Origin of the sequence: Aeromonas sp. CD, assembly GCF_033349375.1 — a bacterium.
Classification (GTDB): domain Bacteria; phylum Pseudomonadota; class Gammaproteobacteria; order Enterobacterales; family Aeromonadaceae; genus Aeromonas; species Aeromonas hydrophila.
The window spans coordinates 2,768,389-2,793,569 of the sequence record NZ_CP137631.1; the positions used below are offsets into that span (position 1 = coordinate 2,768,389).

22 protein-coding genes and 1 tRNA gene are annotated in these 25,181 nt (G+C 60.1%); 20 read left to right on the forward strand and 3 right to left on the reverse strand.

Annotation, left to right across the window (positions count from 1 at the left end; all coding sequences use genetic code 11):
- Positions 1–11: 11 nt before the first annotated feature.
- The 19 genes from R2E40_RS12805 (at position 12) to hypA (ending at position 22,190) form a co-directional block, all read left to right on the forward strand.
- Entirely contained in the window at positions 12–407 is a 396-nt protein-coding gene (locus tag R2E40_RS12805) for a hypothetical protein (RefSeq protein ID WP_318163525.1), read from the forward strand.
- 121 nt (positions 408–528) lie between these two features.
- The gene (locus R2E40_RS12810; protein ID WP_318163526.1) at positions 529–2,436 is read left to right on the forward strand and encodes a restriction endonuclease; all 1,908 of its coding nucleotides are present in this window, start codon (positions 529–531) and stop codon (positions 2,434–2,436) included.
- 520 nt (positions 2,437–2,956) lie between these two features.
- The gene (gene kup / locus R2E40_RS12815; protein ID WP_010633733.1) at positions 2,957–4,825 is read left to right on the forward strand and encodes a low affinity potassium transporter Kup; all 1,869 of its coding nucleotides are present in this window, start codon (positions 2,957–2,959) and stop codon (positions 4,823–4,825) included.
- A 593-nt stretch (positions 4,826–5,418) separates the two neighbouring features.
- Complete coding sequence (locus R2E40_RS12820) at positions 5,419–6,084, forward strand: 4Fe-4S dicluster domain-containing protein (protein WP_318163527.1); 666 nt, start codon at positions 5,419–5,421, stop codon at positions 6,082–6,084.
- On the forward strand, positions 6,084–7,955 hold the full coding sequence (gene hyfB / locus R2E40_RS12825) for a hydrogenase 4 subunit B (RefSeq protein WP_318163528.1): 1,872 nt from the start codon (positions 6,084–6,086) through the stop codon (positions 7,953–7,955). Before R2E40_RS12820 ends, hyfB begins: the two co-directional genes overlap by 1 nt.
- Position 7,956: 1 nt before the next feature.
- Positions 7,957–8,910 (forward strand): respiratory chain complex I subunit 1 family protein, encoded by a 954-nt coding sequence (locus tag R2E40_RS12830; RefSeq protein ID WP_318163529.1) that lies wholly within the window; start codon positions 7,957–7,959, stop codon positions 8,908–8,910.
- 80 nt (positions 8,911–8,990) lie between these two features.
- Complete coding sequence (locus R2E40_RS12835) at positions 8,991–10,709, forward strand: hydrogenase large subunit (protein ID WP_318163530.1); 1,719 nt, start codon at positions 8,991–8,993, stop codon at positions 10,707–10,709.
- A gap of 9 nt (positions 10,710–10,718) precedes the next feature.
- Entirely contained in the window at positions 10,719–11,276 is a 558-nt protein-coding gene (locus R2E40_RS12840; RefSeq protein WP_005345227.1) for a formate hydrogenlyase complex iron-sulfur subunit, read from the forward strand.
- On the forward strand, positions 11,276–12,091 hold the full coding sequence (locus tag R2E40_RS12845) for an NADH-quinone oxidoreductase subunit B family protein (protein WP_043168358.1): 816 nt from the start codon (positions 11,276–11,278) through the stop codon (positions 12,089–12,091). Before R2E40_RS12840 ends, R2E40_RS12845 begins: the two co-directional genes overlap by 1 nt.
- On the forward strand, positions 12,084–12,497 hold the full coding sequence (locus R2E40_RS12850; protein WP_318163531.1) for a formate hydrogenlyase maturation HycH family protein: 414 nt from the start codon (positions 12,084–12,086) through the stop codon (positions 12,495–12,497). Before R2E40_RS12845 ends, R2E40_RS12850 begins: the two co-directional genes overlap by 8 nt.
- On the forward strand, positions 12,497–13,006 hold the full coding sequence (gene hycI, locus R2E40_RS12855; RefSeq protein WP_318163532.1) for a hydrogenase maturation peptidase HycI: 510 nt from the start codon (positions 12,497–12,499) through the stop codon (positions 13,004–13,006). Before R2E40_RS12850 ends, hycI begins: the two co-directional genes overlap by 1 nt.
- Before the next feature lie 193 nt (positions 13,007–13,199).
- Positions 13,200–13,291, forward strand: a tRNA-Sec gene (locus tag R2E40_RS12860).
- A 269-nt stretch (positions 13,292–13,560) separates the two neighbouring features.
- On the forward strand, positions 13,561–14,988 hold the full coding sequence (selA, locus tag R2E40_RS12865) for an L-seryl-tRNA(Sec) selenium transferase (protein ID WP_318163533.1): 1,428 nt from the start codon (positions 13,561–13,563) through the stop codon (positions 14,986–14,988).
- A gap of 4 nt (positions 14,989–14,992) precedes the next feature.
- Positions 14,993–16,876 (forward strand): selenocysteine-specific translation elongation factor, encoded by a 1,884-nt coding sequence (selB, locus tag R2E40_RS12870; protein WP_318163534.1) that lies wholly within the window; start codon positions 14,993–14,995, stop codon positions 16,874–16,876.
- Positions 16,873–19,311 carry a carbamoyltransferase HypF gene (gene hypF / locus R2E40_RS12875; RefSeq protein ID WP_318163535.1) on the forward strand — a complete coding sequence of 813 codons (2,439 nt, stop codon included), beginning with the start codon at positions 16,873–16,875 and terminating at the stop codon, positions 19,309–19,311. The genes selB and hypF overlap by 4 nt, the downstream gene beginning before the upstream one ends.
- Before the next feature lie 5 nt (positions 19,312–19,316).
- Positions 19,317–19,568, forward strand: coding sequence for a HypC/HybG/HupF family hydrogenase formation chaperone (locus R2E40_RS12880; RefSeq protein WP_016350988.1), 252 nt, complete (start codon positions 19,317–19,319; stop codon positions 19,566–19,568).
- Positions 19,562–20,674, forward strand: a complete 1,113-nt coding sequence (gene hypD / locus R2E40_RS12885) for a hydrogenase formation protein HypD (RefSeq protein WP_318163536.1) — start codon at positions 19,562–19,564, stop codon at positions 20,672–20,674. The genes R2E40_RS12880 and hypD overlap by 7 nt, the downstream gene beginning before the upstream one ends.
- Positions 20,675–20,759: 85 nt before the next feature.
- A complete protein-coding gene (gene hypE / locus R2E40_RS12890; RefSeq protein WP_318163537.1) occupies positions 20,760–21,764 on the forward strand; it encodes a hydrogenase expression/formation protein HypE in 1,005 nt (334 codons plus the stop codon).
- Positions 21,765–21,848: 84 nt separating this feature from the next.
- Positions 21,849–22,190 carry a hydrogenase maturation nickel metallochaperone HypA gene (gene hypA / locus R2E40_RS12895; protein ID WP_024944968.1) on the forward strand — a complete coding sequence of 114 codons (342 nt, stop codon included), beginning with the start codon at positions 21,849–21,851 and terminating at the stop codon, positions 22,188–22,190.
- Here hypA and R2E40_RS12900 read toward each other — a convergent pair.
- Positions 22,168–22,572, reverse strand: a complete 405-nt coding sequence (locus R2E40_RS12900) for a hypothetical protein (RefSeq protein WP_318163538.1) — start codon at positions 22,570–22,572, stop codon at positions 22,168–22,170. The genes hypA and R2E40_RS12900 overlap by 23 nt on opposite strands.
- Here R2E40_RS12900 and hypB point away from each other — a divergent pair.
- Positions 22,459–23,343 carry a hydrogenase nickel incorporation protein HypB gene (gene hypB, locus R2E40_RS12905; RefSeq protein ID WP_318163539.1) on the forward strand — a complete coding sequence of 295 codons (885 nt, stop codon included), beginning with the start codon at positions 22,459–22,461 and terminating at the stop codon, positions 23,341–23,343. The genes R2E40_RS12900 and hypB overlap by 114 nt on opposite strands.
- 358 nt (positions 23,344–23,701) lie before the next feature.
- Here hypB and R2E40_RS12910 read toward each other — a convergent pair whose 3' ends face one another.
- Both R2E40_RS12910 and R2E40_RS12915 read right to left on the reverse strand, forming a co-directional pair.
- Positions 23,702–24,343: an ATP-binding cassette domain-containing protein gene (locus R2E40_RS12910; protein ID WP_318163540.1), complete on the reverse strand. Its 642-nt coding sequence runs from the start codon at positions 24,341–24,343 to the stop codon at positions 23,702–23,704.
- Positions 24,343–25,131, reverse strand: a complete 789-nt coding sequence (locus R2E40_RS12915) for an ATP-binding cassette domain-containing protein (RefSeq protein WP_318163541.1) — start codon at positions 25,129–25,131, stop codon at positions 24,343–24,345. Before R2E40_RS12915 ends, R2E40_RS12910 begins: the two co-directional genes overlap by 1 nt.
- Between the last annotated feature and the right edge of the window lie 50 nt (positions 25,132–25,181).

Genomic DNA, 25,181 nt, shown 5'->3' on the forward strand with positions numbered 1-25,181 from the left:
AGGGATCCTAAATGGTTCGTTACACCCGACCGCCCTCACCCACCTGGCAGGCGACAACACGGTCTGCCCCCACAAAGCATTTATCAGACCAACACGGGCAGATGGCCGCCATAAAATCACAAACCAATGAAAATAAAGAGGTAATCTGGATGGTAAAGGCGGCATTTGCCGTAACTGACGAGGGTGACGAAGGGGCCAGCCCCCTGCTCGACATGACAAAAGTGACGAGGTCGACACTGGCTGACAAGACCCTGCCCCAACCACTTTACGGAGCAGATCAGAGGGATTTAGAGCAAGGATCGGACACCATAAAACACGCAAGCAAAGGGACGAAATCCGGGGAAGCAAGCCAAGAGCCCAAAATGAGCCGCCTCTTGGCTGATTTGTTGAGCCAGAGCCGGTTTTAGGCCCCTGCCCCTTCATTTTTCTATCCCTCCGGTTAATATGTATCACTTGGCAGCCAGCGCCTTAAGTATTCTTTCAATGAAATGAAACTCTAAAGTAGAACAGATTAAAAACAGGAAATTTATGTCTCTCACTGCAAATAATGATCGTGATGCTTTACAGAAGCTATCTGTTGAAATAAATCCGATATCAATGCTGGATCTAGCGAGTGATTTACTTTTTATCAGGGGCCATCATCAAATTAGAATTACTGATGGGCCAGGTGATGGAGCGAGAGATATTCACTCCCTTGATCCAAAAGGGAACATACACATTACCCAATGTAAATATCATAACAACCCAGATAAGTCTGTTAGCTCTAGAGAACTCGCAGAATTACCTATCGCACTCACAAAGTTCTCTTGCTCGAAAGGACTTTTTATTACGAATATCAAAATCAGCCCACAGGGTAAACGAGAATATTTAAATGACTACCCTAATTTTGATTTGGACTTTACAGATGGCTTAACTTTAATTCGTGAGATTCGAGCAAATCCAATTCTTCGAGCTAGATGGATTGACTGTGGTGGGCAAGACTGGTCCTTTTCATTAACATTCCCAGTTTTAATCCGACGCCACTCAGATGACATCCCCATACTACCTGAATTTTCATATGAAAATAACCTACTTGAAAAAATAGTAGATGCGCTCAATAAACTCATTAAGCCAATTGTGTCAACTAGTACAACTGGATTTATAGATGAAGAACACTTTCCATTATACCGAGAACCTAAAAGATTAACGCAAGAGGAAGGCCTATTACCACAATTACGTTGTTCAATTATTAAGTGTAGTGGCATTAAAACTATTGCTGATAAACAGTTTCTTGAAGAAGCTATTTCAGCCACAACTTTAAATATAATTGGAGAAAAGGAGACTCACTATTCTGTTTGCATTGGGATACCCGCTTTAGTAGATTTGTCTGGCTCAACGAAAGACCATATTGTAAGACTGGGGTCTGATGCAATTACAAAAGTAAAGACTCCTTGCGGGATATACGATGAATATAAATTTTTCTCTCTAGAAAACTCAAAATGGACTGCAACAACTGATGCTCGAGTTAGTCAAGCTGATTATATAAGATTATTTAGTGATACTTTAAACACTCTTATTGATTTCACACATATCTCACCTGTATCTCGAGCTCAATCTCGTTGTAATAGAACAATACGCCTGAACCAACTTGAATCATGGCAATTATCAAAATTTGCATTATCTAAATATAACCCTGACTCTTGGCGATGTGATAAAGTTCCACCACCGAATGAAAAAATCAAATGGCCTTGGAATGAGTCTTGGCTTTGCGGGTGGCTTCATATAAATTTACTCAACGGATTTGTATCTGTACCGTCCACAACCTCAGAGTCATCCTTTTTTTCTGTTGATGAGGTGGAAGAAACATCTCGATTAACTGCACTGCATAATGCTTTACTAGAGGATGATAATTTTGAGTTAATAGAGCCTAATCGCGCACGACATATGTTAGCTTCTATAGCTTATGATCCTTTTGAAGAGGAAGGTGATGTTATCTTCAGAACGGCAGATCTTATTGTAGATGAAAATAGCATTCCTACTCCAGTATTACCTGCTCAGAGAAATATTGAGGCAGCAATTTTCTTCTCTGAGAACCCAAATAATTTCATTGATAATACTATTGAAAAAAGCCATATAAATAAAAGAAACATAAAAGTAACACATAAAGTTAAAAAAATCACAGAACCAATTAATGTTTGGATGGTGGCCATTAACTTTAAATTCATCAATATTAATGACATTCCATCTAGTTCAATATTGGATGACATATACATTTGGCTTGATGGTTTTATCTCTGAGATGAAATTGCAAATACCAACATTAGAAGTTCATACCAAGGATGCATGGAAGAATTTAACTGGTGTAACTTTAGGCCTCCCATGGTATGAGTCTGATATGGTTTATATGACTTTGGGTACCGATGATAGCATTGTTGAAATTCGAGGTAAGAATAAATAACCAAGTTAAAATAGAATATTTATCGTTCTAGTACGCGATTTAAAATTAGTGGTGCAATTCACTTCGTTCATTGCACCCTACTTGCTGTCTCTTGATAAATAAAGACTCCATCGCAGCCTAACCCCCTCTCCTTTACTGCTAAAGCCCCTCTTTATTGGTCAGCATTTTATCGTTTATTTCTTAGCCAGCTTGATGCAAAACGCTGGCAAAAATGGATAGCCAGCTAAAACAATCACTTACCAGGGGTTGGACGGGGTATTTCAATCAGCGGCCAATTAATAATTTCGTTAGCCACCCCTTTTTGATTATTTATACCTGAGCATAAACCCACGACGGGTGTGTCATTATACCCTTAACGGCAGATGAACAGACTGTGTCCCATGATGAGCCTCTTTATATCCAGTTAGCTCCCTTTCCCATCGCAATCCATTAATGCGTTCCTGCGGCACCTGCCGCACGCCCGATAGACGGGGGCGGCCCGTGCTGGCCAATCGTCACCATCAAACTGACAGACAACTTCATGAACGGTAATCACAAACAAGCCCTGTCCGGCGTTACGCTGGCGGCGATCGGCGTGGTCTATGGCGACATCGGCACCAGCCCGCTCTATACCCTGCGCGAGTGCCTCTCCGGCCAGTTCGGTTTCGGGGTGGAGCCCGCCTCCATCCTGGGCTTTCTTTCACTGATCTTCTGGCTGCTGATCCTGGTGGTCTCGGTCAAGTATCTCTCCTTCGTGATGCGGGCCGACAACGCCGGCGAAGGGGGCATTCTCACCCTGATGTCGCTGGCCACCCGCAACACCCCGGCCAAGTGGACCCCCTTGCTGATCATCCTGGGGCTCATTGGCGGCAGCTTCTTCTATGGCGAGGTGGTGATCACCCCGGCCATGTCGGTGATGTCGGCCATCGAGGGCTTGAACATCGCCGCCCCCTCCCTCGACCCTTATATAGTGCCGCTCTCGGTGCTGGTGCTGACCCTGCTGTTCGCCATCCAGAAACACGGCACCGCCACCGTGGGCAAGCTGTTCGCCCCCATCATGCTCACCTGGTTCATCACCCTGGCGGTGCTGGGCCTGAACAGCATCTTCCAGCATCCCGAGGTGCTGGGGGCGCTCAACCCCGTCTGGGCGCTGCGCTTTTTTGCCAAGTACCAGACCGCCTCCTTCTTTGCCCTCGGCGCCGTGGTGCTGGCCATCACCGGGGTGGAGGCGCTCTACGCCGACATGGGGCATTTTGGCAAGAGCCCGATCCGGCGCGCCTGGTTTATGGTGGTGTTGCCCTCCCTGGTGCTCAACTACTTCGGCCAGGGGGCGCTGCTGCTGGCCCATCCCGAGGCCATCACCAACCCCTTCTTCCTGCTCGCACCGAAATGGGCGCTGCTGCCGCTGCTGCTGCTGGCGACCCTGGCCACGGTGATCGCCTCGCAGGCCGTGATCTCCGGGGTCTTCTCGCTCACCCGGCAGGCGGTGCGGCTCGGTTATCTCTCTCCCATCCGCATCGTGCACACCTCCGAGCAGGAGTCCGGCCAGATCTATATTCCGGTCATCAACTGGATGCTCTATATCTCGGTGGTGATCGTCATCATGAGCTTCGAGCACTCCAGCAATCTGGCGGCGGCCTACGGCATCGCCGTCACCGGCACCATGGTGCTGACCTCCATCCTCTCCTGCTCGGTGGCTCGCCACAGCTGGCACTGGAACAAGTACCTGGTGGCCGCGCTGTTTATCGCGCTGCTGGCCATCGACGTGCCGCTGTTTGCCGCCAACCTCGCCAAGATCTTCTCCGGCGGCTGGCTGCCGCTCACCCTGGGGGCGGTGATGTTCACCGTGATGACCAGCTGGAAGAGCGAGCGCTTTCAGCTTATTCGCCGCCTCAACGAGCACGGCAACTCGCTGGAGCCGATGATCGCCTCGCTGGAAAAATCCCCGCCGACCCGGGTGGCCGGCACGGCGGTCTATATGTCGCGGGTGGTCAACGTGATCCCCCACGCGCTCTTGCACAACCTCAAGCACAACAAGGTGCTGCACGAGCGGATCATCCTGCTCACCCTGCGGGTGGAAGAGGTGCCCTACGTCCACAACGTGCGCCGGGTCTGCATCGAGCAACTCTCCCCCACCTTCTGGCGGGTGGTGGCGAGCTACGGCTGGCGCGAGACCCCCAACGTGGAGGAGATCTTCCACCGCTGCAACGCCGAGGGACTGAGCTGCCGGATGATGGAGACCTCGTTCTTCATGGCCCATGAGTCGCTGATCATGAAGGAGCGCCCCTGGTATCTCTACCTGCGCGGCAAGCTCTTTATGCTGTTGCAGCGCAACGCCCTGCGGGCACCGGATCAGTTCGAGATCCCGCCCAACCGGGTTATCGAGCTGGGATCCCAGGTGGATATCTGATGGCGTGAGTTGCGCTAAAGAGAGAGGGAGGCATTGGCCTCCCTCTCTTGTTTCTGCTAACCCCGATTACGGCCCCTCATCCCCAGCCCTTCTCCCGCAAGGGGAGAAGGGTGCAAACCGCAGATACCTCCCCTTCTCACGACAGCCGTAGGGTGCAACAAGCGCAGCGCCGTGCACCGCGACCATATAGCTGACTTCCCCCCTCATCCCCAGCCCTTCTCCCACAAGGGGAGAAGGGAGCACACCACCGCGGCCATATGTTGGGGAACGCTGCAATTCACGTCGTTCTTTGCTCCCTACTCTCTCCCACCGATGCCCTACCGCAGACCCATAGCCCTTTCGCCCCTTGTCACAACCCCGCATTCATCCATGCCGATACCGTTTTGCGGGGTGACGAACCCTCTCCTCCCCTTCGTCACAAGTGACGAACGTCACGCTTCGACAGTGGGTCAAGCCCTCGACACCTGTCGGCGCTATTTTTAACGTCATTTAAAAACAAACACTTACACTCATCCAGCTAGGCAAAACCAAGCTGGCCCGTATCTTGCCAACCTGCCCCTACTTTCTCCGTTCGCGACACGACAAGGTAGGCTATGAACCGCTTCGTTATCGCTGACCCCAAGCTTTGTATCGGCTGTGGCACCTGTATGGCGGCCTGCAGCGAGGTACACAAAGCGCAAGGTTTGCAACAAGCCCCCCGTTTAACCGTTATGCGACACGAGCAGGCGACCATGCCGGTTCAGTGCCGTCACTGTGACGATGCCCCCTGCAGCAAGGTGTGCCCGGTCGAGGCAATTCGCCAGACCGGCGATTGCGTGCAACTCAACGAGTCGCTCTGCATCGGCTGCAACCTCTGCGCCGTGGCCTGCCCGTTTGGCGCCATCCAGAGCGGCGGCAGCCGTCCGGTGGCCGTGGCCACCAGTTACGACACCTATATCCCCTGCTCCATCCGCTCCAGCAACCCCTCCACCTCTGCCGGCCTGCGCTGCTTTGGCGAGGATCTGCTGAGCTGGGAGCCGGGCGTGCGCAGCATCGCGGTCAAATGCGACCTGTGCGAGTTTCGCACCGATGGCCCGGCCTGTGTCGGTGCCTGCCCCTCCCAGGCACTGAAGCTGGTCAATGACGGCGACACCGAACGCGCCGCCCGTATCCGTCGCCAGCATGCGGCCGACACCAACCCGCAAGGGGCCTCTGCCTTCTCGGCGCCCGCCACGGCGCTCCCTGCATCCGATTTATCCACCACAGAGGGAGCGTGCTGATGTTGTCCCCCCTTGTTATGGCCACGCTCCTGCTCTTTTTGCTGGGCGCCGCCGCCGGTTTGCTCCTGCAAAAGCTGCCCGCACTGGCCAACCGCCTCAACAGTGGCTTTGCCCTGCTGGGTTCGCTCGCGGGTCTGGTCGCCGCCATCCAGATCTTTGCTCAAGGCGCGCCCGTCGACGGCCAGCTCTGGCTGCTGGGTTCGGTTCACCTCGATATGCTCTCTGCGCTGATGCTGCTGGTGATTAGCACCGTCGGCATCGCCGTCGCCCTCTACTCCTTTGCCTACATCCGCGAATATCAGGGCAAGGGCGATGTGGCCATCGGCGCCTTGATGAACCTCTTCCTGTTTGCCATGGTGGGCATGGTGCTGGCCGACAACGCACTCGGTTTCTTGCTCTGCTACGAGCTGGTGACCCTCACCACCTACTGGCTGGTCAAGACCAACCCGCAGGCTGCCAAGCAGAGCCGCCTTTATCTGGTGATGAACCATATTGGCATGGCACTGGTGCTGATCGCCTTCTGGCTGCTCTGCCGTGAAAGCGGTTCGCTGGAGTTCGCCGCGCTGCGCGAGCACCATCTGGCGGGCGCCCTGGCCTCCCTGGTGTTCCTGCTCAGCTTCTGCGGCTTTGGTCTGCGCGCCGGTTTCGTGCCGCTGCACGGCTGGTTGCCGGTGGCCGAGCCAGTTGCGCCGTCCCATATCTCGGCGCTGATGTCCGGTGTGATGGTGAAGCTGGGTCTCTTTGGCATCTTGCGGGTCAGCATCGATTTTCTCGGCGCCAGCCAGCTCTGGTGGGGCTATGTGGTGCTGATCTTCGGTGCCTGTTCGGCAGTGCTCGGGGTGCTGTTTGCGCTGGCCGAGCACGATCTCAAGCGGCTGCTCGCCTACCACACGGTGGAGAACATCGGCATCATCCTGATGGGGATGGGGATCGGCATGATCGGCATCGCCAACCAGCAACCGGCGCTGGTGGTGCTGGGGCTGCTCGGCGCCCTCTATCACCTGCTCAACCACGCCATCTTCAAGAGTCTGCTCTTTATGGGCACCGGCTCGGTGATGTTCCGCCTGCACACCCGCGATATGGACAAGATGGGGGGGCTGGCCAAGCTGATGCCCTGGACCGCGCTGGCGTTCCTCATCGGTGCCATGGCCATCTCGGCGCTGCCGCCGCTCAACGGCTTTGTCAGCGAGTGGTTTATCTATCAGTCGCTCCTTTCCATGACCAAACTCGGCACCTCCGTCGTCGCGCCGCTCGCGGCAGTGATGCTGGCGGTGACCGGCGCCATGGCGGTGATGTGTTTCGTCAAGGTGTACGGCATCTGCTTCTGCGGCGCACCGCGCAGCGAGAAAGCGAGCCACGCCCGCGAAGTGCCGGGCGCCATGGTGGCAGGCACCCTGCTGCTGGCCGCGGTCTGTCTGGTGCTGGGTCTGGGCGCCCCCTGGATTGCCCCACATATCGCCAGCTATGGTCAAGCCTTGGTAAGCGGCCAAATGAACGTGGCCACTGGCGCCACCCTGCTGCCACTCGATAGCAGTCAGGCGATCCTCTCCCCGCCCGTTATCGCCATCACCTTGCTGGGGCTGTTCCTCATCCCGCTGCTGGTATTGGCCATCTTCAAGGGGCCCAAGCTGGGTCGTCGTCACGCTGGCACCCCGTGGGCCTGTGGTTACGCCTATGAGGAGCGCATGAGCCTCACCTCGGGCGGTGTCACCCACACCTTGCGCCAACTCTGCGCGCCGCTCTATCGCAAGCAGCCGCAGCTCGATCTGGCCAGCGCCCTGCACGGGGTGAGCGATACCAGCAGCAACACCGGCTGGCTGCTGCACGGCCTTGTGCTGGCGCTCTTTATCCTGATGGCTGTAGGAGTCTGATATGCCTATTCTTGAAATGCCGAGCTGGGGCATGGTTGCCCTTGCCCTGACCCAGGCCATCGCCATGCTGGCGCTGGCGCCGCTCGCCACCGGTTTCAACCGGGTGCTGCGGGCCAAGATGCACTCCCGTCAGGGGCCGGGCCTGCTGCAGGATTACCGGGATATCGCCAAGCTCCTGCGCCGTCAGGAGGTAACCCCCGAGCCTGCCGGCATCATCTTCAACCTGATGCCTGCGCTGCTCATCGCCGCCCTCTTGCTGGTGGGGATGGCGCTGCCGACCCTGACTCACGAATCTCCCTTCCCCATCGCCGGGGATCTCATCACCGATATCTATCTATTCGCCATCTTCCGCTTCTTCTTCTCCCTCTCGGGGCTCGACAGCGGCAGCATGTTTGCAGGGATCGGCGCCCGCCGCGAACTGACCCTCGGCATTCTGGTGGAGCCCATTCTGGTGCTCGCCTGCTTCATCATGGCGATGATGGTGGGCAGCTCGGATCTGGGCAACATCAGCAGCTATGTGGCGACCCAGCCACTGGCCGCCCCCATCGCCACCCTGCTGGCCGGCGCCGCCTGCGCCTTCGCGGTGTTTGTCGAGATGGGCAAGCTGCCCTTTGACTGCGCCGAAGCCGAGCAGGAGCTGCAGGAAGGACCGCTTACCGAGTACTCCGGTGCGGGGCTGGCCCTGCTCAAGCTCTCCATCGGCCTCAAGCAACTGGTGGTGGTGCAGCTCTTTCTGGTGATTTTCCTCCCCTTCGGCAAGGCGGCCAACTGGAGTCTGCCTGCGCTCATCGGCGCAGCGCTGATCCTCGCCTGCAAGCTGCTGGTGGCCTTTTTGCTGGCTGGCATCATCGAAAACGCCATGGCCCGAACCCAGTTCGTGCGCACCCACAAGCTCACCCGCTACGGGTTGGGACTGGCCCTGCTGGCGCTGCTCGCCTATCTGGTCGGGATCTGAATCATGCCCGCCAGCACAGCAACTTTTTCCGATTTCATCATTTGTGAATGCTCATTCCCGAACATTAAAGTGAGAACTGCATGACCATCGCCATTTCGGATCGCATCGGCTGCGACTACATCCAGCAGGTGCGAGCACAACTGCCCCACGCCATCGTCGACGAGGAGTGGCAAACCGCCGATCAGGCCACCATCACCGTCAAGCCCACCAGTCTGGTTGAGACCGCCAGCCTGATCTTCCATCAGCTGGGGGGCTGGCTTCCGCTCTCCTTTGCCAATGACGAGCGCAGCCTCAACGGCCACTTCGCCGTCTACCACGTCTTCTCCATGGAGGGCGACACCAAGTGCTGGATCACCGTCAAGGTGCTGGTGGATGCCGATACCCAGGAGTACCCCTCCATCACCCCGACCATTCCGGCGGCGGTGTGGGGCGAGCGGGAGATCCGCGACTTGTACGGCCTGCGCGCCATCGGTCTGCCGGATGAACGCCGTCTGGTACTGCCGGATGACTGGCCGGAGGATATCCACCCCCTGCGCAAGGACGCCATGGATTATCGCCAGCGCCCGATGCCCACCACCGACACCGAGACCTACCCCTTCGTCAATGAGCTCGGCAGTGATGCCAACCGCATCGTGCCGGTCGGCCCGCTGCACATCACCTCGGATGAACCGGGCCACTTTCGTCTGTTCGTCGATGGCGAAGACATCATCGATGCCGACTACCGCCTCTTCTATGTCCATCGCGGCATGGAGAAGCTGGCGGAAACCCGGATGGGCTACAACGAAGTGGCGTTTCTGACCGACCGGGTCTGCGGCATCTGCGGCTTTACCCACAGCGTCGCCTACACCACCTCGGTGGAGAACGCCATGGGCATTCCGGTGCCGGAGCGGGCCAAGATGATCCGCGCCGTGCTGCTGGAGGTGGAGCGCCTGCACAGCCATATCCTCAACATCGGCCTGTCGAGCCACTTCACCGGTTTCGACACCGGCTTCATGCAGTTCTTCCGGGTGCGGGAAAAATCCATGACCCTGGCCGAGCTGCTGACCGGTGCCCGCAAGACCTACGGCCTCAACCTGATTGGCGGGGTGCGCCGCGACATCTTCAAGGAAGATCGCATCAAGGGGGCCCAGCTGGTGCGCGAACTGCGTGATGAGCTCAAACCCCTGGTGGCCATGCTGCTTGATACCGCCAACATCTCTTCCCGCCTCATCGGTATCGGCAAGCTCGACCCGCAAATTGCCCGCGATTTCAGCTGCGTCGGCCCCATGGTGCGGGCGAGCGGCTTCAAGCGCGACGTGCGCCGGGTCCACGACTTTGCCGGCTACCGCGAGCTGCCGATGGAGATCCAGACCAAGGCGGGCTGCGATGTGCAATCCCGGGTGCTGGTGCGCATCCACGAGCTCTACGACTCCCTCGACATGATTGAGTTCGGCCTCGAGCACCTGCCGGAAGGGCCACTGCTCACCGAAGGCTTCACCTATCAGCCGGGCAAGTTTGCGCTGGGCTTTACCGAGGCGCCCCGCGGCGAGAACGTCCACTGGAGCATGACCGGGGACAACCAGAAACTGTTCCGCTGGCGCTGCCGCGCCGCCACCTACGCCAACTGGCCTGCTCTGCGCTACATGCTGCGCGGCAATACCGTGGCGGATGCGCCGCTCATCATCGGCAGTCTGGATCCCTGCTACTCCTGTACCGACCGGGTCACTCTGGTCGACCCCAAGAAGGGCAAATCCACCGTGGTCTCCTACAAGGAGATCGAGCGCTACGGCATCGATCGCAAAAACTCTCCGCTGAAATAAGGGGTCATCATGATCAAGCTGTTCAAGACCATCCTCAAGGCTGGCACCCCGACCGCCAAATACCCCTTCGCCCCTTATGAGGTGAATAGGGATTTTCGCGGCAAACCGAAATATCAGGCGGATCAATGCATCGCCTGCGCCGCCTGCACCAAGGCCTGCCCGGCCAATGCGCTGGTGATGGAAGTGGACATGGAGACCGGCGAACGGCGCTGGGAGATCTCCATGGCGCGCTGCATCTTCTGCGGCCGCTGCGAGGAGGTCTGCCCGACCCGCGCCATCGCCCTCTCCCCCGAGTTCGAGCTGGCGGTGACCAACAAGGCGGATCTCTATGAGGAGGCCCGCTTTGCGCTGGCCCCCTGCACCCTGTGCGGCACCTACTTTGCCCCGAGCAAACTGGTGGCGCTGGTGGAGGACACCCTCAAGCAGGCGGGCACGCCGCTCGCGACCCCGGAGCGCCTGCACCACTGCCCCGACTGCAAACGAAAACAGAGCATGCTGAGCCAGCCTGACTCGGCCCTGATCACACCGATAGCCACACCGATGGCCGCACAAAAGGAGTGGATGTGATGAGCAAGATCAAAGGCATAGAACCGGTTGTCGGCCATGCCCATACCCGCGCCGTGCCGCTGGCACAGGATCCCGAGATCACCAAACTCAAGAAGACCCTGCTCAAGGACATTCGCCGCTCGGCCTATGTCTACCGGGTCGATTGCGGCGGCTGCAACGCCTGCGAGATCGAGATCTTCGCCACCATCACCCCGCTGTTCGATGCCGAGCGTTTCGGCATCAAGGTGGTCGCCTCCCCCCGCCACGCCGACATCCTGCTCTTTACCGGCGCGGTGACCCGGGCGATGCGGGTACCGGCCCTGCGCGCCTACGAGGCGGCGCCCGATCCCAAGATCTGTATCGCCTACGGCGCCTGCGGCTGTGACGGCGGCATCTTCCACGACCTCTACTGCGTCTGGGGCGGCACCGACAAGATCGTACCGGTGGATGTCTATATTCCCGGCTGCCCGCCTACTCCCGCCGCCACCATCTACGGCTTTGCCGTGGCGCTCGGTCTGCTTGAACAGAAACTCAAAGCTACCAGCCACCAGGTGCAACCGGGTGAGCGGGTCGAACTGCGCCACACCGGCATCCCCAACGAAATCCGGGTAATGATCGAGCGCGAAGCGCGCCGCATGGCCGGTTACCGGCAGGGACGGATCATCGCCGACGAGTTTATGGCCCTGCTCGAAGGGGCGACCCAGCAGGATGTGGATCTGCGCATCCAGAGCTACCTCGATCAGCACGACGATCCGCGCCTGGCGGAGATCGTCAACAACCTCGCAAACGCCTGCCTCAACCGGGCGGCCGGCAAGGGAGAGGCGGTGCATGGCTGACCAGGTTTTCTTCTATCGCCTCTCCCGCAAGTTCGTCGACGAGCAGTTCGATGTCCCCGAGGAAGCCAAAGAGGTGATGTACTACAGCCTCGCCATCGGCCACCACCTCGGCATTGTCGATTGCCTGCGAGCAGACCTGGTCTGCTCGCTGACCGGTTATCGCGACTGGGTAGCGAAACTGGAGGCAGGCAGCGAAGCGCGCCGCAAGATGGAGGGGTTTCTCACCTTTGGCGAGATCACCATCTATCGCGAGCACTGCCATATGCTGGCCTGTGCCTTCGACCGGCTGCGCAAAGCAGGCAATCTGCTCGATGAGCAGGAGCTGGGCTGGACCAACACCTTTATGGATCAGCTCACCGCCCTCTATAACGACCCCCATATGTACCTGATGGTAAGGAGCCGCTGATGGGCTGCAATCTCGTGTTGACCGTGGGCAATGCCATGATGGGGGACGACGGTGCCGGCCCTTATCTCGCCGACAAGCTGCAAGCCGCCCCCCTGCCCGGCTGGCTCCATATCGACGGCGGCATCGCACCGGAGAATGTGGTCTACAAGGTGCGGGAGCTGCAACCGGAGCGAGTGGTGCTGGTGGATGCCGCCGAGATCGGCGAGAAGGCGGGTACCCTGCAGGTGATCCCCCCCGACACCATCGCCGAGATGTTTATCTTCTCGACCCACAATATGCCGCTCAATTTTTTGATCGATGAGCTCAAGACTTTTGTCCCCGAGGTGATCTTTGTCGGGGTACAACCGGCCATAGTCGCGTTCTCCTTCCCGATGACCGAGATGGTGAGCCGCGCCATGGATTATCTTTACGATCATCTGGAAGAGGCTAAAGATAGCGAGTTGTTAATAAACCGGCTGGCCCAGTGGAATATCACCAATGCGGCCACCGATTATTTGCCGGCTTGTTAACGGCAGCAGTCTGCGCTCCCTCTAAAGGCATATATAAACGCCCGATGTTAAATTAAAAACATCGGGCTAATTGCCATGAAATTGATATAAATCAACGCGCGAACATTTTTCAGAAAATCGGCCAACTCGCTATTTTTAAACATAAAAAAGCGTTGCCAGTCACAGAAAATTGCCACAAAATGGTGGCCATTGCGGAAGCTGATGGGGTCTGGTGGCCTCCTCGGTCTTCAAAACCGATGAGAGCCGAGAAGGCTTTGGCAGGTTCGATTCCTGCCTCTTCCGCCAAATTTCATATATTGGAGAGAAACCGTCAATTATTTTTCAGACTGGTTGACGACTGTTTCACACATTGTTCTAACAAGGCGCCTGTCGCATTGCCAATATAATCTGAATGCGCTCCGACACCCTTATTTATCTGCTCGAACATTAATTTATCCATTCGCCTTTTTTATTAATTCATGAATGGCGAAAAGCAGCAAATAAGCAGCGTTGAAGCGGCCTTCCTCCGGCAAGGCGGCGTGCATGTCACTCCCACGCACAGCCCGGGTCATCCCATGCCAACTCCGTCTGACGTATCCTCCCTCGCCCCCAGCGCCTCTTATGCCGCGACTCCAGCAAACCAGCGTCGCTTGCCACAAGTAGAACAGCTGCTGCAGCAACCCTTTCTCGCCGGTTTTATCGAGGCGCTGAGCCGCCCGCTGGTGACCCAGGCGGTGCGCGACACCCTGAGTGAACTGCGCCAGAGCGAGGCGTTTCGCCAGCATGGGGTTACCCCTGAGCACCTTGAGGCGCTGATTGCCAAGCGCTGCCAGCAGCAGTTGCGCCAGCGTCAGACCCGGGTGATCAACGCCACCGGCACCCTGGTGCACACCAATCTGGGGCGCTCGCCGTTAAGTGCCGATCTGTGGGACGAGGTGCGTGACCTCAATACCGGCTACAACAATCTGGAGCTGGATCTCGCCACCGGCAAGCGCGGTGGGCGCAAGGGGCTGATCGCCCCCCTGCTCCGTTGCCTCACCCAGGCCGAGGATTCGCTGGTGGTCAACAACAACGCCGCGTCGCTCTTTTTGCTGCTGCAGGAGGTGGCCAAGGGGCGCGAGGTGATCGTCTCGCGCGGCGAGCAGATCCAGATTGGCGGCGGCTTTCGCATCCCCGACATTCTGGCCCTCTCCGGCGCCAAGCTGGTGGAGGTGGGCACCACCAATATCACCACCGCCAAGGATTACCTGGATGCCATCACAGAGCAGACCGCCTTGGTGCTGATGGTTCACAGATCCAATTTCGCCATTCGCGGCTTTACCGAATCCCCCGATATCGGCGAGGTGGCCCGCGCCCTGCCCGAGCACGTGGTGCTGGCGGTGGATCAGGGCTCCGGCTTGACCACCGAGGAGTTTGCGCCGGATGAAACCTCGGTGCGCCAGTACATCAAGGCAGGGGCGGATCTGGTCTGCTACTCAGGCGACAAGCTCTTGGGGGGCCCGCAATCGGGCATCATCAGCGGCCGCAGCGACCTTATCAAGCGGCTGGAAAAACACCCCATGATGCGCACCTTCCGCTCGAGCCGCATCATCCACTCCCTGCTCGAGCGCCTGCTCATCCACAAGCTCAACAAATCTCCCGTCGGCGAGGGTATCGCCCAGCGCACCTTGAGCAATCCTGCCGCCATGCAGGCGAGAGCCTCCCAGCTGATATCTGCCCTGCCCGGCTGCTTTGTGCCGGTCCCCGCCCAGCTGGTAGTGGGTGGCGGCACCTTGCCGGACGAGTTCTACCCGGCCCCTGCGCTGGAGTGCACCGACCCGCGCCCAGCCCAGCAACTGCTCGACGCCCTGCGCGAACTGCCGGTGCCGGTCATCGCCACCGTGCGCCAGCAGAAGGTGCTGCTCAATATGGCGACCCTGCTGCCAGCGGAAATGGATCTGCTGATCGCCCAACTCAAGGCGTTGCTGCTGCCCACCCCGATCACTGCGAGCGAGGAGCCCTGATCCCATGACCCCCTATCGCGCCGTTATCGGCCTTGCCGGCCACGTGGATCACGGCAAGACCCTGCTGATCAAGGCCCTCACCGGCATCACCACCGCCCGCGCCCACGAGCAGGCCACCGGCATGACTCAGGATCTCGGCTTTGCCCACTTTGACGACGGTCAGGGCAACACCATAGGCGTCATCGATGTGCCCGGCCACGAGCGCTATATCCGCAACATGGTGGCGGGGCTCTGGAGTCTGGATCTGGTGCTGCTGGTGATCGCCGCCGACGAGGGGTGGATGCCGATGACCGGCGATCATCTGAGCCTGCTCAAGGCGATGGGGGTGCCGCGCCTCTTGGTCTGCATCAACAAGTGCGATCTGGTAACGCCCGATGAGCTTTTACTGCTTGAAGAGAGCCTGCTGGAGCGGGTGATGGACGAGAGCGGCATGGTGCCCGATATCGTCAGCGTCAGCGCCAAAACCGGCGCCAATATGACTGCCCTGCACGCCGCTATCGTTCGCCAGCTTGCCGATCTGCCTGAATCACATACAACCCGCGAACAGGCCGCCCCGCGACTGTATGTGGACAGGGTCTTTACCGCCAATGGCACCGGCACAGTGCTCACCGGCACCTTGCAACAGGGCCGCCTCAAGGTGGGGGACAAGCTGCGCCTCTACCCCGCCGATCGGGAGGTGCAGGTGCGCTCCCTGCAGGCCTATCACCAGAGCGTCGACGAGATTGGCGCCGTCTGCCGGGTGGCAGTGGGCCTGAAAAAAGTGCCCCACAAGGAGGTGGCACGCGGTCACTGCCTCACCAGCGCTGCCGGCCAGTGCGAGGCAGCGACTCATCTGATCGTGCGGCTAAATGTGGTCGGCGGCAGCATCCGGGAGCAGCGCAACCGCGAGGTCGAAGTGGCCCTCGGCAGCTGGCATGGCCGGGCCCGTTTCGTGCCCATCAAGGACACCCAGCTGGCACGGCTGATCTTTGCCAGCCCCATCCCCTGCTTCTTTGGCCAGCCGCTTGCCATCATTCGCCACGGCAGCAGCGAGCTGTTGCACGGCGCCCGCATCGTCTGGTGCGGTGACATCCATCCCGCCAGACGCAAGGCGCTGCACGCCCTGCTGGGCGAGCTGCCTGATGACTTGGCGCGCTACAACCCGGCCACCCTGCAGCTGGGGCTCAATGGCTATGTGCTGGCCAGCCGCTTTGACCAGCGGCCCGAGCAGGTCACCCCCCTCGGTGACTGGCTGCTGGATAGCTGCTGGCTCACCCAGAGCCGCGACCAGCTGCTCGCCACCCTGGTCGGCGAACCGCTCAGCGCAGCGGAGCTCACGACCCGCTTTGGCATAGCCCTACCGGTCACTCAGGCCCTGCTCCAGCAGCTCAAAAGCGAGCAGCTGATCCGTCTGCACCATGACAAGTGGCAGCCGGGCAGCGGCGAGTCGGAAGATGATCTGGGAGAAGAGGCACTGCTGGTGCTCAAGGTGGTGCGAGATCAAGGCAAGGAGGGGTACGAGCCCGGTAAACTGGGCCCCGGCGGCGTGGCGCTGGATCCCTTTATCACCCGCAAGCTGCCCGCGGCCCTGCAGCAGGGCTTGCTGCAAAAAGGCGCCCTGCAAAAGCAGCTGCGCAATCTGGCGCGACTCAAGTATCTGGTGCAGCTCGATGGCCCCATCTACTACGACGCCGCCCTGTACAACCAGATGGTCGCCGCCGTGCTGGCGGGCCAGCAGGTGGGAGATCTGATCGACATGGCATCCTTCAAGGAGATCACCGGTTTGTCGCGCAAATACGCCATTCCGTTCTGCCTGCGCATGGAGATGGATGGCTGGGTGCGGCGCGAGGAGAACGAGCGCCGGGTGCTGCGTTTGCCAGCCACTCAAGATGAGATGGAGCCTGCATGAGCGCTGCCATCGCCCCCGCTATCTCTCCGAGTCATGCGGCCAACCGGCTGCGCCGCGAATTTCATATCGACGGTATAGTGCAGGGGGTCGGCTTTCGCCCCTTCGTCTATGGGCTGGCACTGCGCCACGGCATTGCCGGTTATGTGTTGAACGATGCCAACGGCGTCACCATTGGCGCCGAAGGATCCCCTGAGCAGCTCACAGCCTTTGCCCGCGAACTGCGGGAACTGGCGCCGCCGCTTAGCCGCATTGATCACTTCAGCGAGCGGGAACTGCCCCTCGCTCATGATCCCGACTTCGATGGCCAATTTCATGGCCAGTTTCGAATTAAAGCGAGCCAGCAGCAGAGCGCCGCCACGGTCGCCATCTCGCCGGATCAGGGGATGTGCGAGGCGTGCGCCAACGATGTGGCCAACCCTGCGGATCGCCACCATCGCTACCCCTTTACCAACTGCACCCACTGCGGCCCGCGCTACACCATTATCCGCCGCCTCCCCTATGACAGACCCCACACCGCCATGGCGGGCTTTGCCATGTGCCCGCGCTGCGCAGCGGCCTATGAAAACCCGCTGGACAGACGCTACCACGCCCAGCCGGTGAGCTGCCCCGAGTGCGGGCCCCATCTCAGCTGGCGCAGTGGCCGCGGCGATGCGCTGGCCGAGCGCGAGGACGCCCTGCAAGCAGCTGCAAGCGCTCTGCAAGCGGGGGCGCTGATTGCGGTCAAGGGGATGGGGGGTTATCACCTGATGTGCGATGCCCGCAATGAACAGAGTGTTGCCAGATTGCGAACGCTCAAGCGGCGCGCGCGCAAGCCGCTGGCGGTGATGATGGGCTCCCTTGCCGAGGCCAAATTGCATGTCACCGGCAGCGAAGCCGAGTGGAAGCTGCTCGCCTCTCAGGCCAGACCCATCACCCTGCTGCGCAAGCGCAAAAATGATGATCGACCGTCAGAATCCCAACTGACAACCGCGCCGCTGGCCGAGGGGATTGCCCCCGGCATCCCCTACCTTGGCATCATGCTCCCCTATACCCCGCTCCATCAGCTGCTGCTGGACGCCTGTGCCATGCCGCTGGTGGCGACCAGCGCCAATGGTCGCGGCAGCCCGATCCATATCGAGTGCGAGGCGGTGGTCAGGGAACTCGGGGGCGAGATTGACGGCATCCTGGATCACAACCGCCCCATCCTGCACCCCTGCGACGACAGTCTGGTGCAGTGGGCGGGCGGGCGGCGCCAGACGTTGCGCCTCGCCCGGGGCTATGCCCCCTGCACTCCCAGCCTGCAAGAGGCGGTCAAGGCGCCGCTGCTGGCTGTCGGGGCGCAACAGAAGAACCAGCTGGCGCTCGCCTTCGGCCGCCAGCGCATCTACAGCCCCTATATCGGCGATCTGCACAGCCTGCCGATGCAGGAGCACTTCGAGCAGACCCTGGCCACCTTTCGCGAACTCTACGATCTCAACCCCGAACGGCTGGTCTCGGATCGCCACCCCGGCTACCTCAGCCACCAGTGGGCCAAAAGGTATTGCCAGAATCAGGGTGCCACCCACCTCGAGGTGCAGCACCATCACGCCCACCTGCTGGGGGTGATGGCCGAGCACAACATCACGGGCCCGGTGCTGGGTGTTGCCTTCGATGGCACCGGCCTTGGCGATGACGGCACCCTCTGGGGCGGCGAGCTGCTGATCGCAGACGTTCGGGGATTTGAGCGGGTTGCCCACCTCAAACCCTTCAAGCTGATCGGCGGCGAGGCGGCCATCCGCGAGCCGGTGCGCCAGCTGCTGGGGCTGCTGTTCGAATCCTATGGCGTGGATGAGATCAGTGCCCTCGATATTCCGTTGATCAACAAACTGCCCCTTGAGCGGATCCGCAACCTGCACCAGCTCTGGCAGCTGGGTCGCAACGCCCCCTACACCAGCTCCATCGGTCGGCTGTTCGATGCGGTGGCGGCGCTCTTGGGGGTGATTGATACCCCGGATTACGAGGGCGAAGCGGGGCTCTTGCTGGAGGCAGCCGCCTCGCGGCTAGCCCCCGATGAATTGCCCTTCCCCCTCGCCTTTGATCTCAGCCAATCAGCAGAGGGGCCACTGCAGATCGAGTGGGCCGAGCTCATCCATACCCTTGTCCACGAGCGGCGCCAAGGCACCTCAACCGCCCGCCTGGCCGCCGGTTTTATCCGCGCCATCAGCAATCTGGTTATCGCCCTGGCCGAGCGTTTCCCCGGCTATCCGGTGGTGCTGGGGGGCGGCGTGTTTCAAAACCGGGTGCTGATGGACCAGCTGGTGCCCGCTCTCGAAGCCGCCAGTCGGCAGGTATTGACCAGCGAAACCCTGCCGCTCAATGACGGTGGCATCGCCGCCGGTCAGCTCTGGTTTGCCATCCACCATCTTGCCACGCACCAGCCTGTCACCACCGGTTGTGCCACCTTGTCGGAGTCCTGAAATCCATGTGTCTATCCATCCCTTCTCAGGTGGTGCAGCTGCACCCCGAAGATAACTGCGTCACCGTCGATACCCTGGGGGTGCAGCGACGCGTCAGCTGCATGCTGCTCGAAGAGCCCCTCCAGGTGGGCGACTATGTGCTGCTCCACATCGGCTTTGTGATGAGCAAGATTGACCAGGAGGAGGCGCAGGCCAGCCTGGAGAGTTTCCGCCAGATGGTGGCCCTGATGCCCAACCAGGATATCTTGCCATGCTGACCTTGAATGATCTCTTTCAGGGCTTTCGTCAGCCCGAGGTGATCCGCGCCCTCGCCGCCCAGATCACCGAACTGGCCAAAGATCTGCCCGAGCCGCTGCGGGTGATGGAGGTGTGCGGCGGCCATACCCATACCATCATGAAATACGGCCTGCACCAGCTGCTGCCGGCCAGCATCGAGTTTGTCCACGGCCCCGGCTGCCCGGTCTGCATCATGCCCAAAGAGCGCATCGATCAGGCCATCGAGCTGGCTAGCCAGCCCAGCGTCATTCTGGTCACCCTGGGTGATATGATCCGGGTGCCGGGCTCCAAAGGCACGCTGGCCCAGCAGCGGGCCAAGGGGAGCGATATCCGCCCGGTCTATGACCCCCTCGACGCCCTGCGCATCGCCCGTGAGAACCCGGAGAAAACCGTGGTCTTCTTCGCCATCGGTTTCGAGACCTCTACCCCCATGACCGCCGCGCTCTTGGCCGCAGCTGAAGCTGAAGGGGTAGAGAACCTCTTGTTTCATATCAACCATGTGCTGGTGCCCCCTGCCATTCATGCGGTGATGGCTGACGGGGTGGCCAAGGTAAACGCCTTTATCGGCCCCTCCCACGTCAGCGTCATCACCGGCGCCGATATCTACCTGCCCATCGTCGAGCGTTATCAGGTGCCGGTGGTGGTGAGCGGCTTCGAGCCGGTGGATGTGATGGAGGCGCTCTTGATGATGGTGCGCCAGAAGGTGGAGGGTCGCTACGCCCTGGAGGTGCAATACAGCCGCGCGGTCACCGCCAGTGGCAATAAAGCCGCCCAGCGGCTGGTCGAGCGCTTTTTCGAGACCCGCGAGCACTTTCGCTGGCGAGGTCTGGGGGATATCAACGCCTCCGCCCTGCGCCTGCGCGATGCGTTTGCCAAACGCGATGCGGAGCGTCACTTCGCGCTCAATCAGACTCCCATCGATGACCACAAGGCGTGCCAGTGCGCCGATATCCTGCGCGGCCTGGCCAAGCCGAACCAGTGCAAAGTCTTTGGCCGGGGCTGCACCCCGACCCAGCCCATGGGCAGCTGCATGGTCAGCTCCGAAGGGGCCTGCAATGCCTACTACCGATATATGGGGATCCAATGAGAGAAATTCAGTCAAGCCACGGCGGTCGGGTGATGAGGAGAGATGAACCAGCCTGTTTCTGCAATCTTGTGGAGAACCAGACCCGATGAGAGAAATCCAGTTAAGCCACGGCGGCGGCGGTGTCGAGATGAATCAGCTGATCAACCAGCTCTTCTTTCGCCACTTTGGCAACGAGATCCTGCTGCGCGGTGAAGATGCCGCCCTGCTGCCGGTGAGCGGCCCCGTCGCCTTCACCACCGACAGTTTTACCGTCTCGCCGCTCTTCTTCGAGGGGGGCGATATCGGCAAGCTGGCCATCGCCGGTACGGTCAACGATCTGGCCATGATGGGGGCCAAGCCCGAGTATCTTAGCTGCAGTTTTATCATCGAGGAGGGTTTCCCCTACGCCGATCTCGCCCGCATCGTCGAGTCGATGGCGGCCGAGCTTGCCAAGAGCGGCGCCCGTATCGTCTGCGGCGACACCAAGGTGGTGCCCAAGGGGGCCGCCGACAAGATCTTTATCAACACCAGCGGGGTCGGCACCTTCCCGCGGCCTGAGCAGAGCCGGGGCATCTCGGTGCGCAACCTCAAGGCCGGTGACGCCATCCTGGTGTCGCGGGATATCGGCAGCCACGGCGCCTGCATCCTGATGGCCCGTGACGCCCTGCAACTGGGCTCCGATCTCAAGAGCGACTGCACCACCCTCTGGCCGCAGGTAGAAGCGCTGCTAAAAGCGGGGATTACCCCGCACGCCCTGCGCGATGCCACCCGCGGCGGCCTTGCCGCCGTGCTCAACGAGTGGAGCACGGCCTCCGGCGTTGCCATCGAGCTGGAGGAGTCCGCCATTCCGGTGTGCGATCCGGTGCGTGGCCTGTGCGAGCTCTACGGTTTCGAGCCCCATGATCTCGCCAACGAGGGGACCATGGTGCTGGCCCTGCCTGCCGAACAGGCGCAGGACGCACTGGGCATCTTGCGGCAATTCAACCCAGCAGCCAGCCAGATCGGCGTGGTGCAGGCGAGCGATGGTCACAAGGTGATCCTCAATAACCCCTGGGGTAGCCGCCGTTATCTGGAGCTGCCGCAAGGAGAGCTGCTGCCGCGGATCTGTTGAGCGGCCATGCCGTTCAGCCATATGCCGTTTTCTCAATTAGGGGGAGGAGTCACTGCTCCTTCCCATATCGGTTAAGGAGCCACCATGCACGAAATGTCTCTGGCCATGGCCGCCATCGATCTGGCGGCTGAACAGGCCACCCAGCGGGGCTTTACCAAGGTGACCGCCCTCTGGCTCGAGGTCGGCAGCTTCTCCTGCGTTGACCCGGACACCATTGCCTTCTGTTTCGAGGCGGCCGCCAAGGGCACCGCCGTCGAAGGGGCCCAGCTGCACTTTCAGCACCAGGCGGCAGAGGCCTGGTGTTACGACTGCAACCAGACGGTCACCCTCACCGAGCGCGGGCAGGCCTGTCCCGAGTGTGGTGGGTACAAATTACGAGTCGCGCAGGGTGATAGCCTGCGCATCACCGACATTGAGGTAAGTTGATATGTGTAGCGTATGCGGATGCGGCCAGGCGCGGATCGCCGGCCATGAGCACGATCATGAGCATCATCACGAACATGAACATCACCATGAACATGGGCATGAGCATGAGCATGAGCATGAGCATGAGCATGAGCATGGCCATCATCATGCTCATGACGCCCATCACCATCATGACCACGAGCAGAGCGCGCCGCGCACCCTGATCATTCACCACCACTATCACCATCAGGGGGATGTCCATCACCACTACCACGGGGTGCGGGCTCCCATGGGCCATGAGGGGCATGATCAGCCTCATGAGCACTACCATGATCACCCCCATGACCATCATCATGAACATGCCCACTCTCATGACCACGGCCATTCCCACGCGCATCCCCATGATCACAGCCATGACCATGACCATGACCATGACCATGACCATGACCATGACCATGACCATGACCATCAGCAGGGTGATCTGCACTACGGCAAAGGGGAAGCGGGATTGTCGGTGCCCGGCATGGGGCAGCGTCAGCTGATCGCCATCGAGATGGATGTGCTGGCCAAGAACAACGCGCTGGCCGCCCACAACCGCGAACACTTCGATGAGGCGGCCCAGCTGGTACTCAATCTGGTGTCTAGCCCGGGTTCAGGCAAGACAACCCTGCTGTGCGAAACCCTGCGCCAACTGGCTGACAAGCGCCCTTGCGCCGTGATCGAAGGGGATCAGCAGACCAGCGCCGATGCGGATCGCATCCGTGCCACCGGCGTCCCTGCCGTGCAGATCAACACCGGCAAGGGCTGCCATCTGGACGCCAAGATGGTCCACGACGCCTGCCACCAGCTGCCCGCCAATGAAGGGGGCATCCTCTTTATCGAGAACGTGGGCAATCTGGTCTGCCCCGCCAGCTTCGATCTCGGCGAGAAGTACAAGGTGGCGATCCTCTCCGTCACCGAAGGGGAAGAGAAGCCGGTGAAATACCCGGATATGTTCGCCGCCGCCCAGCTGATGGTGATCAACAAGATCGATCTGCTGCCCTACGTCAGCTTTGATGTGGCCCGCTGCATTGAGAACGCCAAACGGGTCAACCCCTATATTCAGGTGATCCAGGTCAGCGCCACCACAGGCGAAGGGATGGATGCCTGGCTGAACTGGCTGGCCAGTGCCTAAACCGGTTAAACGCCGCTGATAACGGTAGAAAACAAGAGAGGGAGGCTGATGCCTCCCTCTCTTTTATCTGTGGACCTTGTCGGCCGTCCTATCTGTCCAGAGTGGCCAGCCTCTCACACTCGCGTCTCCTCACCCTGGCCCTCTCCCCAGGGAGAGGGAACCGGTTCGTGGATGCCGACAGCGTGCTGCAACAATACGATTCCCTCAAACGCCTCAGAGGGGCTTCGAGCATAACAACCAGCCCTGTTTTCCAAACCCCGAGATTTTCCAAACCCTAAACCCTGAGCCTAGTGAAATGGCACCTTCCGCTCCCTTCTCCCCTTGCGGGAGAAGGGCTGGGGATGAGGGGACCTAACCCTCAAGCCGCGCTTTCGGTCAGCTCCCCAGATTCGGGCTGCATCGCGCCAAAACGCAGCACCCGATGGCAGATCTGGCGCAGCAGTGCCTGCTGGTGACTGAAGACAAGCATGCCAAGACCACGCAGCTCGCACTCCATCATCAACTCCCGCCAGAGTTGACGCTGGATTTGCGGATCCAGCTGGGCGGTCACCTCGTCGGCAATCAGCAGACGGGTGCGAGGATCGAGGGCGCGCAGCAGCGCGATGCGGGCCAGCTCACCGCCGGAGAGTTGACCGGGCTTGCGACCGAGCCACGCAGGCTTGACCATAAAGCGGGCCAGCATGGCGTCATCGGGGCGCCATACATCCCACAGCGCCTGCCCGGTGGTGCGGTAGGGATTGAAGGTGAGTTCCGGGTGCTGGGGCACCAGCTGGATGGGGTTATAACCCTTCACCGGTTCGGCCAACGGCTGCCCATCCAGCAGGATCTGCCCGCCGTCCCCAACCGATTGCCAACCGGCCAATACTCGCCCCAGCGTGGTCTTGCCATGGCCGCTCGGCGCGGAAATGCCCAGCCGCTCCCCCGCCTTCACCGTCAGCGACAACCCCTGCCAGAGGGAGCGTTCCCCCTGGGCGATGGTGAGATTTCGTAGTTCCAACATCAGGAAACCTCCGGCACAGAGAAGAGAGCATTGAATTCCGGCAGCGCCTGCCAGTGGGCGCGGAGCATCTCGCTCCCCTGTCCCTGGCGCAGATGGTGGCAGCTCAAGGTGTCGCTCACCTGGCCCTGATGCAGCGCGACGATGCGATCGGCAAAGCGGGCCGCCAGCGCCAGATCGTGGGTGACCCAGAGGATGCCGCTGCCCTGATTGGCCAATTCACGCAACTGGCCGAGCAGCTGGCAGGCCAGCCCCTCGTCGAGCCAGGCGGTGATCTCGTCTGCCAGAATGTAGCGGGCACCGCCGAGCGCCGCGGTGCAGGCCAGAATGCGCTTGGCCATGCCGCCGGAGAGCTGGCGCGGGAATCTGTCCAGGGTGGTCGCGGGCAGCTGGTAGCGCAGCAGCTGCTGGCCGAGCCGCTCGCGAGAACCGCTCTGGCCGCAGAGGCGTGCCGCCCGTCCCAGCTGACGCTCCACCGTCAGCAACGGATTGAGGGCACTCACCCCCTGCGGCACATAGCAGAGGGTGTGGCCGCGCAGTCCGGCACGGCTGGCGTCGCACAGGGGCACGCCATCGAGGGAGATGGTGCCGCGCATGCGCAGGTTGTCCGGCAGCAGGGTCAGGGCACTTTGCAGCAGCAGGCTCTTGCCCTCGCCGCTCCCCCCCACCAGTGCAACTATCTCCCCCGGCGCCAGTTGCAGACTGATATTGGTCAGCAAAGGCTGCCAACTGCGCCGCCCCAGCCAGGAGTAGTGAGCCGCCTCTATGGTCACCTGGTCGAAGCTCAGCATGGTTCACTCCTGTGCCACAGCAACTGTTGCAGGGCCCGCGAGTCATCTGA

What these genes read in the sequence shown, in the direction of transcription:
- R2E40_RS12850 (WP_318163531.1), top strand. Translation starts at nt 12,084, where the DNA reads ATGGCTGACCAGGTTTTCTTCTATCGCCTCTCCCGCAAGTTCGTCGAC.
- hypF (WP_318163535.1), top strand. Translation starts at nt 16,873, where the DNA reads ATGAGCGCTGCCATCGCCCCCGCTATCTCTCCGAGTCATGCGGCCAAC.
- R2E40_RS12840 (WP_005345227.1), top strand. Translation starts at nt 10,719, where the DNA reads ATGATCAAGCTGTTCAAGACCATCCTCAAGGCTGGCACCCCGACCGCC.
- hypE (WP_318163537.1), top strand. Translation starts at nt 20,760, where the DNA reads ATGAGAGAAATCCAGTTAAGCCACGGCGGCGGCGGTGTCGAGATGAAT.
- R2E40_RS12845 (WP_043168358.1), top strand. Translation starts at nt 11,276, where the DNA reads ATGAGCAAGATCAAAGGCATAGAACCGGTTGTCGGCCATGCCCATACC.
- R2E40_RS12820 (WP_318163527.1), top strand. Translation starts at nt 5,419, where the DNA reads ATGAACCGCTTCGTTATCGCTGACCCCAAGCTTTGTATCGGCTGTGGC.
- R2E40_RS12835 (WP_318163530.1), top strand. Translation starts at nt 8,991, where the DNA reads ATGACCATCGCCATTTCGGATCGCATCGGCTGCGACTACATCCAGCAG.
- R2E40_RS12810 (WP_318163526.1), top strand. Translation starts at nt 529, where the DNA reads ATGTCTCTCACTGCAAATAATGATCGTGATGCTTTACAGAAGCTATCT.
- R2E40_RS12830 (WP_318163529.1), top strand. Translation starts at nt 7,957, where the DNA reads ATGCCTATTCTTGAAATGCCGAGCTGGGGCATGGTTGCCCTTGCCCTG.
- R2E40_RS12915 (WP_318163541.1), bottom strand. Translation starts at nt 25,131, where the DNA reads ATGCTGAGCTTCGACCAGGTGACCATAGAGGCGGCTCACTACTCCTGG.
- hycI (WP_318163532.1), top strand. Translation starts at nt 12,497, where the DNA reads ATGGGCTGCAATCTCGTGTTGACCGTGGGCAATGCCATGATGGGGGAC.
- R2E40_RS12805 (WP_318163525.1), top strand. Translation starts at nt 12, where the DNA reads ATGGTTCGTTACACCCGACCGCCCTCACCCACCTGGCAGGCGACAACA.
- hypA (WP_024944968.1), top strand. Translation starts at nt 21,849, where the DNA reads ATGCACGAAATGTCTCTGGCCATGGCCGCCATCGATCTGGCGGCTGAA.
- R2E40_RS12900 (WP_318163538.1), bottom strand. Translation starts at nt 22,572, where the DNA reads ATGGGGATGCGCGTGGGAATGGCCGTGGTCATGAGAGTGGGCATGTTC.
- R2E40_RS12910 (WP_318163540.1), bottom strand. Translation starts at nt 24,343, where the DNA reads ATGTTGGAACTACGAAATCTCACCATCGCCCAGGGGGAACGCTCCCTC.
- selB (WP_318163534.1), top strand. Translation starts at nt 14,993, where the DNA reads ATGACCCCCTATCGCGCCGTTATCGGCCTTGCCGGCCACGTGGATCAC.
- kup (WP_010633733.1), top strand. Translation starts at nt 2,957, where the DNA reads ATGAACGGTAATCACAAACAAGCCCTGTCCGGCGTTACGCTGGCGGCG.
- hyfB (WP_318163528.1), top strand. Translation starts at nt 6,084, where the DNA reads ATGTTGTCCCCCCTTGTTATGGCCACGCTCCTGCTCTTTTTGCTGGGC.
- hypD (WP_318163536.1), top strand. Translation starts at nt 19,562, where the DNA reads ATGCTGACCTTGAATGATCTCTTTCAGGGCTTTCGTCAGCCCGAGGTG.
- R2E40_RS12880 (WP_016350988.1), top strand. Translation starts at nt 19,317, where the DNA reads ATGTGTCTATCCATCCCTTCTCAGGTGGTGCAGCTGCACCCCGAAGAT.
- hypB (WP_318163539.1), top strand. Translation starts at nt 22,459, where the DNA reads ATGGGCCATGAGGGGCATGATCAGCCTCATGAGCACTACCATGATCAC.
- selA (WP_318163533.1), top strand. Translation starts at nt 13,561, where the DNA reads ATGCCAACTCCGTCTGACGTATCCTCCCTCGCCCCCAGCGCCTCTTAT.